At 73.0% G+C, this 13,387-nt stretch carries 13 protein-coding genes; 4 read left to right on the top strand and 9 right to left on the bottom strand.

All coding sequences use genetic code 11. The features are described 5' to 3' along the window. Positions 1-73 precede the first annotated feature (73 nt). The 9 genes from ACFY2L_RS36935 to zapE all read right to left on the bottom strand — a co-directional run bounded on the left by ACFY2L_RS36935 (position 74) and on the right by zapE (position 10,091). On the bottom strand, positions 74-1,513 hold the full coding sequence (locus ACFY2L_RS36935) for a DUF692 domain-containing protein (RefSeq protein ID WP_390824523.1): 1,440 nt from the start codon (positions 1,511-1,513) through the stop codon (positions 74-76). Positions 1,514-1,630: 117 nt separating this feature from the next. Beyond that, entirely contained in the window at positions 1,631-2,347 is a 717-nt protein-coding gene (locus tag ACFY2L_RS36940; RefSeq protein WP_390824524.1) for a peptidyl-tRNA hydrolase, read from the bottom strand. Between the two features lie 304 nt (positions 2,348-2,651). Next, on the bottom strand, positions 2,652-3,527 hold the full coding sequence (locus ACFY2L_RS36945) for a polysaccharide deacetylase family protein (protein ID WP_390824525.1): 876 nt from the start codon (positions 3,525-3,527) through the stop codon (positions 2,652-2,654). 78 nt (positions 3,528-3,605) lie between these two features. Beyond that, positions 3,606-4,982, bottom strand: coding sequence for a PhoX family protein (locus ACFY2L_RS36950; RefSeq protein WP_390662030.1), 1,377 nt, complete (start codon positions 4,980-4,982; stop codon positions 3,606-3,608). A 90-nt stretch (positions 4,983-5,072) separates the two neighbouring features. Further along, entirely contained in the window at positions 5,073-6,041 is a 969-nt protein-coding gene (locus ACFY2L_RS36955) for a slipin family protein (protein ID WP_390824526.1), read from the bottom strand. A 123-nt stretch (positions 6,042-6,164) separates the two neighbouring features. Further along, complete coding sequence (locus ACFY2L_RS36960; protein ID WP_390662032.1) at positions 6,165-7,670, bottom strand: SulP family inorganic anion transporter; 1,506 nt, start codon at positions 7,668-7,670, stop codon at positions 6,165-6,167. A gap of 8 nt (positions 7,671-7,678) precedes the next feature. Beyond that, positions 7,679-8,260 carry a carbonic anhydrase gene (locus ACFY2L_RS36965; protein ID WP_390662033.1) on the bottom strand — a complete coding sequence of 194 codons (582 nt, stop codon included), beginning with the start codon at positions 8,258-8,260 and terminating at the stop codon, positions 7,679-7,681. A gap of 92 nt (positions 8,261-8,352) precedes the next feature. After that, complete coding sequence (locus ACFY2L_RS36970; protein ID WP_390662034.1) at positions 8,353-8,760, bottom strand: hypothetical protein; 408 nt, start codon at positions 8,758-8,760, stop codon at positions 8,353-8,355. 185 nt (positions 8,761-8,945) lie between these two features. Next, positions 8,946-10,091, bottom strand: coding sequence for a cell division protein ZapE (zapE, locus tag ACFY2L_RS36975; RefSeq protein ID WP_390824527.1), 1,146 nt, complete (start codon positions 10,089-10,091; stop codon positions 8,946-8,948). On the opposite strand from zapE, the gene ACFY2L_RS36980 reads away from it, so the two are divergent. From ACFY2L_RS36980 to msrB, 4 genes are all read left to right on the top strand, one after another. Continuing rightward, entirely contained in the window at positions 10,090-10,872 is a 783-nt protein-coding gene (locus ACFY2L_RS36980) for a pyrimidine reductase family protein (protein WP_390662036.1), read from the top strand. The two genes, zapE and ACFY2L_RS36980, sit on opposite strands and share 2 nt — an antisense overlap. A 155-nt stretch (positions 10,873-11,027) precedes the next feature. Then, the gene (locus tag ACFY2L_RS36985) at positions 11,028-11,501 is read left to right on the top strand and encodes an indole-3-glycerol phosphate synthase (protein ID WP_390662037.1); all 474 of its coding nucleotides are present in this window, start codon (positions 11,028-11,030) and stop codon (positions 11,499-11,501) included. 79 nt (positions 11,502-11,580) lie between these two features. Next, positions 11,581-12,966: a UDP-N-acetylmuramate--L-alanine ligase gene (murC, locus tag ACFY2L_RS36990; protein WP_390824528.1), complete on the top strand. Its 1,386-nt coding sequence runs from the start codon at positions 11,581-11,583 to the stop codon at positions 12,964-12,966. 13 nt (positions 12,967-12,979) lie between these two features. Continuing rightward, on the top strand, positions 12,980-13,387 hold the full coding sequence (msrB, locus tag ACFY2L_RS36995) for a peptide-methionine (R)-S-oxide reductase MsrB (protein ID WP_390662039.1): 408 nt from the start codon (positions 12,980-12,982) through the stop codon (positions 13,385-13,387).

The following is a 13,387-nucleotide window of genomic DNA, read 5'->3' on the forward strand; positions in this document are numbered from 1 at the left end:
TGCGGTTGCGGAAAGGCATATTACTGCCCAGGCAACCTCGAGTTCCCTGCCGGGGCCGCGGGCGGGCGGAGGGCTACCGCCGGATCAGCGCCCTGCCGATCCGGCCCACCCGGGCCAGCGGCGACCGCGCCCTCGGCGCCGGCCCCGACCGGTCCAGCCACCAGGTGCGCAGCTCCCGCCTCGCCCGTCCCTCCTCCAGCCGCCCGTCGAGCAGCACCTGCTCCGCGAAGTCCAGGGCGTCCTGCCGGTAGCCCCCGCGCATCGGACGGCCCTGGGCGTACGCGAGGAACGCCGGACGGTATCCGTCGCCGAGGATGACCGGCAGCTCCGGCGCCACCTTGGCCACCACACCGGCCCGCTTCGCCGCCAGCGCCCGCGCCTGCACGCCGAGCCGCACCCGGTCGAACCCCTCCGGCACCGGTGTCCCCGCGACCAGCGCGGACAGCAGCGCCGCCTGGGCGACACCGAGCCGCTCCCGGACGGCCCCGTCGACGGCGTCCTCCTCCGCGCCCGGGCCGGCCTGCACCGGCTCCGCCGACGGCGCCGGCTCCGCCACCTCCGCGGCCGGGCGGACCGGCAGTGGTCCCGCCGCGTCCGCCGTCCCCTCCGCGTCCCGGTGGAGCCGCGCGTGCCGTGCCGCCGACGCGTCCTGGCCGAGCCGTACCAGTTCCCGCTTCACCGCGCTCCGCTCCCCGTCCCGCACGGCCTCCCGGATCGCACCCAACTCCCGCTCCAGCTCGGTTGGTTCGGGGAAGTTCTCGTCGCGCTCCAGCAGCACACCGGGCGGCGAGACCCGGGACGCGAGGTCGGTCAGGACGTCGAGGACCGGACGCGGGACGGGGTGGGCGTGGCTGTCGTGCCAGACGCCGTCCCGTTCGAAGCCCCCCGCGACATGGACGTAGGCGATGGCCTCCAGGGGCAGTTCCGCGAGCGCCTTGGCGGGGTCCTCACCGCGGTTGACGTGGTTGGTGTGCAGGTTCGCCACGTCGATGAGCAGCCGTACGCCCGTCCGGTCGGCCAGCTCGTACAGGAACTGCCCCTCCGTCAGTTCCTCGCCCGGCCAGGCGATGAGCGCGGCGATGTTCTCGACGGCGAGCGGCACGGGCAGCGCCGCCTGCGCGATGCGCACGTTCTCGCAGAGCACGTCCAGGGCGTCCCGGGTGCGCGGCACCGGCAGCAGGTGCCCGGCCTCCAGACTCGGGCTGGCGGTCAGCGGGCCGCCCGCGCGGACGAACGCGATGTGCTCGGTGACCAGCGGCGAGCCCAGCGCCTCGGCACGCTCGGCGAGCGCGGTCAGCCGCCCCTCGTCCGGCCGCTCGGCACCTCCCAGCCCCAGCGAGACCCCGTGCGGGACGACGGTGACCCCCCGCTCGCGCAGCCGCCCCAGCGACTCCGGGAGGTGTCCGGGGCAGGTGTTCTCCGCCACGACCTCCACCCAGTCGATGCCCGGCATCCGCTCCACGGCGTCCGCGATCTCCGGCCGCCAGCCGATCCCCGTCCCCAGTCGCGTCATCGTCACCGTCTCCTTCGGTCCCCCCGGTGGTGACGGGGGTATGACCCCGCCGTCGCGCGCCGAACCGCCCGGGACGCACCTTCAGAGCAACATTTGAGGTTCGGCGCGGCGGGAGCCTCAGCGCAGGGCGGGATGGTCGGCGACGACCGTGCAGCTGCCCGGCGCGATCTCGGTGAATCCCGCGTCACGCACCAGCGGCAGCCCGCTCGCCGTCAGCTCCGGCCACCGCTCGGCCCCGGCGGTCCGCACGGCGAGCGGGAATCCGGCCTCGCGCCAGGCGTTCCGCTCCTTCTCGGATAGCTCCCACCAGGCGAGCTGGACGCCGTGCCCGGCCTGGGCCATGGCCTTGCCGGCGGACATCCCGAGCTCCGGGTTCAGCCAGATGACCGGGGCCGAGGGGCCGGCGGCGGGCGGCGGCTCCGGGTCGTCGAGGTCGGTCCCGGAGACCTGGAGCTTCGCCAGCTCCCTGGGCCAGCCGTCCAGGGGCACGGGCGGGAACACCCGCACCTCGGCCGTCCCGCAAGTGACGGTGATGCCGGGCAGCGCCTCGGCCCGCCGCCACTCGGCTCCCCGGGCCCGCCGCACCACCTTGCGTATCCGGGCGTCCTGCCAGTCCCGCATCGCCTGCGCCCACTCCCCGTCCCCGAGGGACCGCTCGTCGCTCAGCATGACGAGCACCGCCCGGGCGGCGGCCTCCAGCGCGTCGGTACGAGCGGGCGGCGCCGTCTTCTCGATGCGCACGACGAGGGGCAGCACGAACTGCGGCGCGCGGTCGCGGGCACTCGGCTCGGCCCGGAAGGGACTGTCACCGGGGGACTTATGAACAGGGCTCACACCGGCCCACCCTAAAGGGCGCGGGGGCTGTGCCGATGTGCGGCTCCGCCCGGGGATCAGCCCACCGCTGCTCCCGCTCGCCGCCGCGGCCGTCCTCACCGCGGCGGCGATCGCCGCGGCCTGCGCGCTCACCTCCCGCAGATCACCCTGAACAAGCGGTCCGCTGTGCCTCCTGCCTCCCCCACTCTCGGCTTCGCCCGAGCGGGGGGACCCCCGTCGCACTGGGCGGCCCGTCGGCCTGCGGCGGCTTCGCCGGGCCGATCAGGCAGCAGGAGTCCTCGCCCATACCTCCAGCGTACGAGCCCTACGGCCGCCCCCGCGCCGCCCCGATCAGCTCCGACACCTTCACGAACCGGTAGCCGCGCCGGCGCAGCTCGGGCACGATCGTGCGCACCGCACGCTCGGTCGCCGGGGCGGCGCTGCGGGTGCAGTGCATGACGACCACGGACCCCGGCCGCACCCCGTCCAGCACCTCGCGGGCCACCGCGTCCGCGTCCGTCGCGAACGCGTCCCCGCTCACCACGTCCCACTGCACCGCGGTCACGCCGGTGCCGCTCACCGCCCGCAGCGCCCGCCGGTCGTAACAGCCACCGGGGAAGCGGAAGTACGGCATCGCGTCCGGCACCCCCGCCTCGCGGAACGCCGTGTACGCCCGCTCCACGTCCGCCCGCATCCGGTCGGCGGCGACGGTCGGCAGGCCGTAGCAGTCGTCGGTGAAGGCGTAGTGGCTGTAGGAGTGGTTGGCGACCTCGAAGAGCGGGTCCCGCCCGAGGGAACGGGCCTGGTCCGGGTACTCCTCGGCCCATCGCCCCGTCATGAACACGGTGGCCGGCACCTTCAGCGTCCGCAGGGCCGCGATCAGCCCCGGATTGTCGAAGTGCTCCCCGGCCGCCGCCCGCGGCCCCTGGTCGGCGGTCATGTCGGCGTCGAAGGTCAGGGCGACGGTTTTGCCGAGGGTGCGGGGACCGTTCCGGAACACGGGGGTGAGACCGGCCGGTCCCGGCGCCAGGGTCGGCGGCCGGGAAGGCGCCGCGGAGGGCGACGGCGAGGCCGGGGCGGGTGCCGCCGGGCGGGCGGCCGGGGGTGCCGGGGGTGCCGGGGGTGCCGGGGAGGTGCCGCAGGCGGTGAGAGCGGCACCGAGGGCCCCCACGGCGGCCAGACGACGTACGGGAGTGATCACCGTATGACGGTAGGAGAGGCCAAGCTGTAAGTAGGACCATATGACTCAGCCTCTCCGGTGGCGTCACCCGCCCGGCCGCTACCTCCGCCAGGGCCCCGTCACCGCGAAGGTCGTCCCCGGTGTGTAGCAGTTGACGTACATCGTCCCGCCGTCCGGGGAGAAGGTGACGCCCGCGAACTCGCCCCACTCGGGCTGGTCCGGGGTGCCGATGTTCTGGCGGCCCCGCGCCATCGGGTAGACCTCGCCGCTCCTCGTCACGCCGAAGACGTGCTGGGCGCCGTTGCCGTCCTCGCAGACCATCAGGCCGCCGCTGGGCGCCAGGCAGATGTTGTCGGGGGACTCGCCGGGGAGCTGGACGTCCGTGTCGGGACCGAAGACGATCACCAGGGTGAGCCGGCGGCGCGCGGGGTCGTAGCGCCAGATCTGGCCGAAGTGGTCGGCCGCCGAGCCGTCCGCGCCGCGGGCGAAGGAGGAGACGAAGTACACGCAGCGGCCGCCCCAGTAGCAGCCCTCCAGCTTCTGCGCGTGGGTGATGCCCTTCGGGCCGAAGTCCTGCAGGCGGATGGGGGTTTCGGCGGCCAGCGGGTCCGGGACGTCGACCCACTCGATGCCCTCGAACACCGCCCCGGTCTCCTGGATCGAGGACAGGTCCGGCACCCCGGGGACGCGCATGGCCTGCAGCCGGCCGCCCGCGCGCAGGGAGCCCACCCCGCCCAGCGGCTTCTCCGGCAGGAAGCGGTAGAAGAGGCCGAACGGCTTCAGGAACGCGTCCTCCGTCTCGTAGACGACCCCGAGGTGCGGGTCGACGGCGATCGCCTCGTGCTGGAAGCGGCCCATCGCGGTCAGCGGGACGGCTCCCGTGCGGCGCGGATCGGAGGGGTGGACCTCGAAGATGAAGCCGTGGTCCTTGGTGTACCCGTTGGTGCCGGCCTTGTCCTCGGTCTCCTCGCAGGTCAGCCAGGTGTGCCAGGGGGTGGGCCCGCCCGAGCAGTTGACGGCCGTGCCGGCGATCGCGACCCGCTCCGACAGCACCCTGCCCCGGGAGTCCAGGGTCAGGGCCGTACAGCCGCCCTTGCCGGCCGGGTCGTACGTCAGACCCTCGACGGTCGGGACCGGGTACTTCGCGGTGGGGCGGTTCTCGTGGTTGCGGACCAGGTGGACGCGGTGGTGGGGCCCGGGCAGGGCGGTCATGCCGTCGTGGTTGGAGGGGACCGGGCCCTCGCCGGAGCGCAGCGGGTCGCCCTCGCGGGACAGGACGCGGTAGCGGAAGCCCTTGGGGAGGTCGAGGAGACCGTCCGGGTCGGGGACGAGCGGGCCGTAGCCGGCGTGGCCGAGGTTCTGTGCGGCGGCGGTGCCCGCGAAGAGGTCGGAGAGGGCGCCGGTGAACGCGATACCCGCTCCCAAGGCACCGGTACGGGCGAGGATCTGACGTCGAGTCGCTGACGAGCTGGACATGCGGAAACCTTCCTGCTGGCGGACAGGAACTGTGATCCCGCTGTGTCTATCACCCCGCGCCCGCCCCGGGAACCACGCCTGTACCACGTGTCACGGCTCGGCGTCGGAGGCCGTCGGGGGCGCAGGGAAGGCCGGGGGAGACCCGTCGACGGCCGGAGGAGGCGCATCGACGGCCGGAGGAGCGACCTCCGGGGCCTCCCTGGCCTCCCTGGCCTCCCGGGTCTCCCTGGCCTCCCTGTTCTCCCGGGTCTCCCGGGTCTCCCGGGTCTCCGAGGAAGCCTCCAGGGAGGCCGGTGCCGGCTGGGCGCCCTTCTCCAGGAAGCGCAGCAGCTCCACCGGGATGGGCAGCACCAGCGTGGAGTTCTTCTCCGCCGCCACCGCCATCACCGTCTGCAGCAGCCGCAGCTGGAGCGCCGAGGGCGTGTCGGCCATCTGCTGCGCCGCCTCGGCCAGCTTCTTCGAGGCCTGGAACTCGGCGTCCGCGTTGATGATCCGGGCGCGGCGCTCACGGTCGGCCTCGGCCTGGCGGGCCATGGACCGCTTCATGGTGTCCGGCAGGGACACGTCCTTGATCTCGACCCGGTCGATCTGCACCCCCCAGCCCACGGCCGGGCTGTCGATCATCAGCTCCAGGCCCTCGTTGAGCTTCTCGCGGTTGGACAGCAGGTCGTCCAGCTCGCTCTTGCCGATGATCGAGCGCAGCGAGGTCTGCGCCATCTGGGAGACGGCGAAGCGGTAGTCCTCGACGTTGATGACGGCGGCCGCCGCGTCCACGACCCGGAAGTAGACCACCGCGTCGACCCGCACCGTCACGTTGTCGCGGGTGATGCCCTCCTGCGCCGGAACGGGCATGGTCACGATCTGCATGTTGACCTTGCGCAGCCGGTCCACGGCCGGGATCACCAAGGTGAACCCCGGTGCGCGCACCTCCCCGCGCAGCCTGCCGAGCCTGAGGACCACCCCGCGCTCGTACTGCTTGACCACCCGCGCGGCCGCCCCGAGATACACGATGCCCGCGGCGCCCGCCGCCAGGGCCACGCCCAGCAGCTCCTGGAGCATGACGACCTCCTCGGCAAGAGGGCCGATCCGTCTGCTCCTGCAACGATATGCCCGCCGTCCGGCCCGGGCCATGCTCCGGGCCGGACGGCGGGCGCCGCGGCGGTGCGGGCGGTTCCGCCGTGCTCAGACCGCCGTGGCCCGTACCGGCTCGGTGACCCGCACCGGTTCGGTGCCGGCCGCGCTGTGCTGCTGGGCCCAGGTCTCCAGGGCCGTGCGGCAGGCGTGGTCGAGGTGGTGCAGGCCGGTGAGGTTCAGCTCGACCGGGCGGTCCTGCGGCAGGGCCTCCAGGCTGTCGAGGATCTTCGGCAGCTTCAGGAAGGTCGCGTTGCCCGACAGGTACGCCTGGATCGGGCCCGCACCCTTGTCGACGACCTCCAGCCGGATGTGCGAGGCCTCCCACGCCGTCTTCACCACGGCCAGCGCGAGACCGATGAGGACGCCCTCGAACATGCTGACCGTGACGATCGACACGGCCGTGACCACGAGGATCAGCGCCTCGCCGCGGTGCTCGCGCCACAGGGCGGCGAGCGCGCGGACCGGGACCAGCTTGGCACCGGCGTGGACCAGGACGCCGGCGAGCGCCGGGAGGGGGATGTAGGCCAGTGCGTCCGGGAGCAGTGCCGCGAACAGCAGCAGCCACACGCCGTGCAGCACCCGGGACGCCTTCGTCCGGGCACCCGCCTGGACGTTGGCCGCGCTGCGCACGATCACCGCGGTCATCGGCAGCGCGCCGAGCACACCGCACAGGGCGTTGCCCGCGCCCTGCGCGACCAGTTCCCTGTCGTACTCGGTGCGCGGACCGTCGTGCAGCCGGTCCACGGCCGCCGCGCTGAACAGCGACTCGGCGGACGCGATCAGCGTGAACGCGACGATCGTGCCGAGCAGGCCGATGTCCGCCAGCTCGCCGAAGGCGGACGGTGACGGCGGCTGGATCGAGCCCAGCAGGCCCCGCACCTCCACGGTCGCCACCGGCAGGTTCAGCACCAGCGCGGCCAGCGTCGCGAGGCCCACCGCGGCGAGCGGGCCGGGCACGACGCGCACCTTCGCCGGCATCCGCCTCCACAGCACGAGCACGGCGACGGTGCCGGCGCCGAGGGCGAGCGAGGCCGACGCGGCGGTGTTCCCGGCCGCGTCCACGAGCGCCCCGGGCAGCCCGGCGATCTTCTCCGGGCCGGTGTCCGGCGCCTTGGCGCCGACCACCGAGTACAGCTGTCCGGCGATCAGCACCAGGCCGATGCCGGCGAGCATGCCCTCGACCACGGAGACCGAGATGGCCCGGAAGTAGCGGCCCAGCTTCAGGGTGCCCATGGCGATCTGCAGGGCGCCCGTGGCGAGCACGATCACTCCGAGGGCGGGCAGGCCGAACTCCTGCACCGCCTCGAAGACCAGCACGGTCAGACCGGCCGCGGGACCGGACACCTGCAGGGAGCTGCCCCGCATCAGACCGGTGACGATGCCGCCGACGATGCCGGTGACGAGCCCGAGCTCGGCCGGCACGCCGGAGGCCACGGCCACGCCCACGCACAGCGGGAGCGCGACCAGGAAGACGACGAGTGACGCGGCGAAGTCCTGCCGCAGATGGGGGAACCTGGCTATTCGGCCGGTGTTCCGGCCGGACGTGTCGTTCATCGCGGCGCTCACAGGGCCTCGAAGCCGTCCGTGTCCACGCGGTGTTCGAGCACCGCTCCGGTGTGGACCTCGTAGTACCAGCCGCGCACCCGCAGCCGGCCGTCCGCGAGCCGCTTCTCCACGCAGGGGTAGGAGCGCAGCCGCAGCAGCTGGGCGAGGACGTGGTGCTGGACCGCGGCGGCGACCGTCGGGTCGTTCGGGTCGGCGGCTCCCGGCTCGTCCGCGGCGTGCGCGAGCCAGTCGCGTACGGCGGGAACGGCGTCGAGGTCGTCGCCGCGCACCAGCGCGCCCACGGCACCGCAGTGCGAGTGGCCGCAGACGACGACGTCCTGGACGCCGAGAACCTCCACCGCGTACTCGATGGTGGCGGCCTCGCCGGTGGGACGCTCGGAGCCGTACGGCGGCACGATGTTGCCCGCGGTGCGCAGCTCGAAGAGCTCGCCGGGCCGGGCGCCCGTGATCAGGGCGGGGACGACCCGCGAGTCGGAGCAGGTGATGAACAGGACCTGCGGGGACTGGCCTTCGGCCAGCCTGGCGAACTCCTCAGGGCGCTGTCCGAACGTACGGGCGTTGTCGATGAGGGGCTGCATGATGTCGTGACTCCTCCTGGCGCGCTGTGGGGGCGCGTCGGACGTGCAGGAAAACAGGACAGGTGGGGGAACTGCTGTTCTGCTCCGTGCTCTCAGCAGCGGAAGACCTGAAGTGCCGCCGGAGAGTGGGCCGTCGACGATCTCGACGAGCGGTGATGGGGGTCGGCGGGCCGCACGGGTTCGTGCACGGCGGCCGGATCCAGTGCCAGCAGCGCGCGCTCGGGCTCCTGGGGGCCCGAGGCCGCGCCGGCGGTGGCGCGGTGGCGGTCGCGGGAGCGCAGGGGGTCCGTCGGCCCCCCGGTGCGGCCGCAGTCGCGGACCGTGACGTACTCGTCGCGCAGCGGCGTGCCGGAGGGTTTGATTCCGGTCTTGGTCTTGGCCTCCACCTGACGCACGGTGTGCGCGTGTGCGAAGGAAGACGTGGGTGCGAAGAACGGGAGGGCGAGCAGGACGGCGGCGAGGAGGGCGAGAGCGGTCCGGGCCGTCGCACCTCGGAACATGTGCCCCCCTCCCGGCGGTACCCGCCTCTAGTCCAGACCAACGGTTGGTCAATGGCTGGTCAAGAAACACGTTAACCCTGCGAAGTTGTTTGCAGGGTTAACTCGGCGTTTCGAGAAGAAGTGCGCCTCAAAAGCGAGGGGTATGTGGCGCGAACCGACTCTTGACCGGGAGGGGGGGAGATCCTTTACCGGGGCTCGACGAGCCGCCTGGCGTCCCGGGCCAGCGCGGTGAGACGGGAGATCGCCCGGAAGTACTTCTTGCGGTAGCCGCCGTTCAGCATCTCCTCGCTGAACAACTGGTCGAAGGGGAGCCCGGAGGCCAGCACCGGGACCTCGCGGTCGTAGAGCCGGTCGGCCAGCACGACGAGCCTGAGCGCCGTCGACTGGTCGGGAATCGGCCGTACCTCCGTGAGACACACCGCCTTCAGGCCATCGGTGAGCGCTCCGTAACGGCTGGGGTGGACCTTGGCGAGGTGCTCCAGCAGGTGCGGGAAGTCGTCGAGCGAGGCGCCCGGGGTGGCGTACGCCGTCTTGGTCACCTGTTCGTCGGAGTACGGCGCCGGCGCCTGCGGCAGACCGCGGTGGCGGTAGTCCTCGCCGTCGATGCGCAGCGTGCGGAAGTGCGCCGACAGCCCCTGGATCTCGCGCAGGAAGTCGGCGGCCGCGAACCGGCCCTCGCCCAGCTTGCCGGGCAGGGTGTTGGAGGTGGCCGCGAGCGCCACGCCCGCGTCGACCAGCTTCCCGAGCAGGGTCGAGACGAGCACGGTGTCGCCCGGGTCGTCCAGCTCGAACTCGTCGATGCACAGCAGCCGGTGGCCGGAGAGCGTCTGGACCGTCTTCTGGAAGCCCAGGGCGCCGACCAGGTTGGTCAGCTCGACGAACGTGCCGAACGCCTTCAGCGCGGGCTCGGCCGGGGTGGCGTGCCACAGGGACGCGAGCAGATGGGTCTTGCCGACGCCGTAGCCGCCGTCGAGGTAGACCCCGCGCGGGCCGGCCGGCGCCTTGGCCGCCCTGGCCCTCCCGAAGCCGAAGAAGCCCCGTTTGCCGCCGCCGACCGCGTGCGCCCCGCCGAGACCGCCCGCGAAGCCCTCCAGGACGCCGACCGCCTCGGTCTGGCTCGGCTGGTTCGGGTCCGGGAGGTAGGTGCTGAAGCGCACCGAGTCGAAGCGCGGCGGCGGCACCATCTCGGCGACCAGCCGGTCCGCGGGGACGTACGGCTCACGGGCGCACAGGGACAGGGGGGCCGCGTCGGCTATCTCGTCGACAGGGGCGGCTGGGATGGAGGACGACACGGTTCCCCATGCTAATCCGCGTGCCAGACTGCGAGGCATGCGACGGCTGTTCCCTGTGACCGACCAGACACCCGCCACGGCCCCCGGCGACCGGGAGTGGAGCCTCGACGAGCTCGCCGACGCCTACGCCTACCCCGAGCCCCCGCCCGGGGAGCCGCGGCCCTGGCTGCGGGCCAACATGGTGTCCACGCTCGACGGCGCCGCCCAGCACGAGGGCCGCTCCCAGCCCATCTCCACCGCCACCGACATGCGGATCTTCGGCACGCTGCGAGGGCTCGCGGACGTGGTGGTCGTGGGCGCGGAAACGGTACGCCAGGAGGGGTACCGGCCGGCCCGCGCGCGGGAGGACTTCGCCGCGCGGCGGGAGGCGGCCGGACAGGGGCCCGCGCCCGCGATCGCGGTGGTCACCGCCGCCCTGGACCTCGACTTCTCGCTCCCGCTGTTCACCTCGCCGCTGGTGCCGACGCTGCTGCTGACCGGTGCCGCGGCCGCCCCCGACCGGGTGGCCGCCGCGGAGAAGGCGGGCGCGCGGGTGGTGATCGCCGGTGACGGCATGGGCGTGGAGCCCGCGCGGGCCGTACGGGCGCTCGCCGAGCTGGGGCACACCCGGCTGCTGACCGAGGGCGGACCCCGGTTGCTGGGCCAGTTCGTCGCGGCGGGGGTGCTGGACGAACTCTGTCTGACCGTCTCGCCGCTGCTCACCGCGGGGGACGCGCAGCGGATCGCGGGCGGCCCCCAGGTCGCGGTGCCGCAGCGGTTCGCGCTGGTGTCCCTGCTGGAGGAGAACGGTTTCCTCTTCAGCAGGTACGGCAGGGTCTGAAACGGCCCCGTGGGGTTAGGTGTGCAGGTGCGACACCCCAGGGCCCCGAAACGGCGGAATCTGCCGTTCCGGTTAGCCCCGGGTGGGCAGACTAGGACTCGCAGTTCCCGTGCCGGCACGGGCAAGGATGGCTTCCGCAGGAGAATGGGGCTCTGGTGTTCACAAGCGTTTTGATGATCGAGAAGGCCCTGACGTCCGCCGACGTGGAGTTCGTCACGACCCTGCACGGGGACGAGGCGGTCTCCTTCCACGTCCTGCTCCAGCCGCGCGGCGACCAGGCCGACCGGCTGCTGCGGGCCATCGACGACGTGGCCCTCGGAGAGCTGGACGAGGCGGCGCGCGAACGCGAGACGCCGGAGGGGGAGGAGGCCAAGGGGTTCGGGGAGAGAGCCCTGGAGGTCTCCCTGCAGGCGCTGCACGCGGCCGGCAGCGAGGCGCGGGGACGGCTGGTCGAGGACCATCCGCTGGACGCGCTGAAGACGCTCGTGGCGGAGGTGGACGCGGACGAGGTGATCGTCCTGACCGATCCGCACTACGTGGAGGAGTTCTTCCACCGGGACTGGGCGTCGCGGGCACGGCACAAGGTGGGCGTGCCGGTGCTGAAGCTGTTCTCGCACAGCAAGGCGTGAGGCGTTCCGTGCGCGCGGGGCGTGTGCCATAGGGTTCGGGATGACCGACCACGTCCGCCGTACCACCCAGGAGACACACATGGCACCCGGCCTCCCTACCGCCATGGACCGACCGCACTTCATCGGCATCGGCGGCGCCGGGATGTCGGGGATCGCGAAGATCCTCGCCCAGCGCGGGGCGAAGGTGGCGGGCAGTGACGCGAAGGAGTCGGAGACCGCCGCTGCGCTGCGGGCGCTCGGGGTCACCGTGCACATCGGGCACGCGGCGGAGCATCTCGCAGGCGACGCGAGCTGTGTCGTCGTGTCGTCGGCGATCCGCGAGGACAACCCGGAGCTGGCCCGCGCGGCGGAGCTGGGGATTCCGGTGGTGCACCGGTCGGACGCCCTCGCCGCGCTGATGGAGGGGCTGCGGCCGATCGCGGTCGCCGGCACCCACGGCAAGACCACCACCACGTCGATGCTGGCCGTCTCGCTCTCCGAGCTCGGCCTGAACCCCTCCTACGCCATCGGCGGCGACCTGGACGCCCCCGGCTCCAACGCGCTGCACGGCGACGGCGAGATCTTCGTCGCCGAGGCCGACGAATCGGACCGCAGTTTCCACAAGTACGCCCCCGAGGTCGCGATCGTCCTCAACGTGGAGCTCGACCACCACGCCAACTACGCCTCGATGGACGAGATCTACGAGTCCTTCGAGACCTTCGCCGGGAAGATCGTGCCCGGCGGCACGCTGGTGATCTCCGCGGACCAGGAGGGCGCCCGCGAGCTGACCCGGCGGGTCGAGGGCGTGAACGTGGTGACGTACGGGGAGGCCGAGGACGCCGACGTACGCGTCCTGTCGGTCGTACCGCAGGGCCTGAAGAGCCTGGTGACCGTGGTGCTGGACGGGCGGGAGCTCGCCTTCACCGTCTCCGTGCCGGGCCGGCACTACGCGCTCAACGCCGTCGCCGCGCTGACCGCCGGCGTGGCCCTGGGCATCCCGGCCGGCGAACTGGCCCCCGCCCTGGCCGCGTACACCGGGGTCAAGCGCCGCCTCCAGCTCAAGGGCGAGGCCGCGGGCGTCCAGGTCATCGACTCCTACGCCCACCACCCCACCGAGATGACCGCCGACCTGGAGGCGATGCGCGCCGCCGCCGGTGACGCCCGCATCCTCGTCGTCTTCCAGCCGCACCTGTTCTCCCGGACGCAGGAGCTCGGCAAGGAGATGGGCCGGGCCCTGGCCCTGGCCGACGCCTCCGTGGTCCTGGACATCTACCCGGCCCGCGAGGACCCGGTCCCGGGCGTCACGAGCGCACTGATCATCGACGCGGCCCGCGCGGCGGGCGCCGACGTGACGGCCGTGCACGACAAGGGCGAGGTGCCCGGGACCGTGGCGGGAATGGCGAAGCCCGGTGATCTCGTTCTCACCATGGGCGCGGGCGACGTGACCGACCTGGGCCCGCGCATTCTGGACCGTCTTTCGCAGTGAGGGGCTGAGGATCGTGTCGTACGACGTCGAGAAGCCGGACGAGCAGTGGCGGGCGGAGCTCACTCCGGCCGAGTACGCCGTGCTGCGCCAGGCCGCGACGGAGCCCGCCTTCACCGGTGAGTACACCGACACGAAGACCACGGGCGTCTACTCCTGCCGGGCCTGCGGCGCCGAACTGTTCACCTCCGCGACCAAGTTCGACTCGCACTGCGGCTGGCCGTCCTTCTACGACCCGAAGGACACCGACGCGGTCGAGCTGATCGAGGACCGGTCGCACGGGATGGTGCGCACCGAGGTGCGGTGCGCCCGCTGCGGATCCCACCTCGGTCACGTCTTCGCCGGGGAGGGGTATCCGACCCCGACCGACCAGCGGTACTGCATCAACAGCATCTCGCTGCGGCTGGCGGCCGACGAGGGCTGA

Origin of the sequence: Streptomyces sp. NPDC001381 (assembly GCF_042895685.1) — a bacterium.
Taxonomy (GTDB): Bacteria; Actinomycetota; Actinomycetes; order Streptomycetales; family Streptomycetaceae; genus Streptomyces.

What these genes read in the sequence shown, in the direction of transcription:
- ACFY2L_RS36935 (WP_390824523.1), bottom strand. Translation starts at nt 1,513, where the DNA reads ATGACGCGACTGGGGACGGGGATCGGCTGGCGGCCGGAGATCGCGGAC.
- ACFY2L_RS36950 (WP_390662030.1), bottom strand. Translation starts at nt 4,982, where the DNA reads ATGTCCAGCTCGTCAGCGACTCGACGTCAGATCCTCGCCCGTACCGGT.
- ACFY2L_RS36955 (WP_390824526.1), bottom strand. Translation starts at nt 6,041, where the DNA reads ATGCTCCAGGAGCTGCTGGGCGTGGCCCTGGCGGCGGGCGCCGCGGGC.
- ACFY2L_RS36960 (WP_390662032.1), bottom strand. Translation starts at nt 7,670, where the DNA reads ATGAACGACACGTCCGGCCGGAACACCGGCCGAATAGCCAGGTTCCCC.
- ACFY2L_RS36965 (WP_390662033.1), bottom strand. Translation starts at nt 8,260, where the DNA reads ATGCAGCCCCTCATCGACAACGCCCGTACGTTCGGACAGCGCCCTGAG.
- ACFY2L_RS36970 (WP_390662034.1), bottom strand. Translation starts at nt 8,760, where the DNA reads ATGTTCCGAGGTGCGACGGCCCGGACCGCTCTCGCCCTCCTCGCCGCC.
- ACFY2L_RS36980 (WP_390662036.1), top strand. Translation starts at nt 10,090, where the DNA reads ATGCGACGGCTGTTCCCTGTGACCGACCAGACACCCGCCACGGCCCCC.
- zapE (WP_390824527.1), bottom strand. Translation starts at nt 10,091, where the DNA reads ATGCCTCGCAGTCTGGCACGCGGATTAGCATGGGGAACCGTGTCGTCC.
- murC (WP_390824528.1), top strand. Translation starts at nt 11,581, where the DNA reads ATGGCACCCGGCCTCCCTACCGCCATGGACCGACCGCACTTCATCGGC.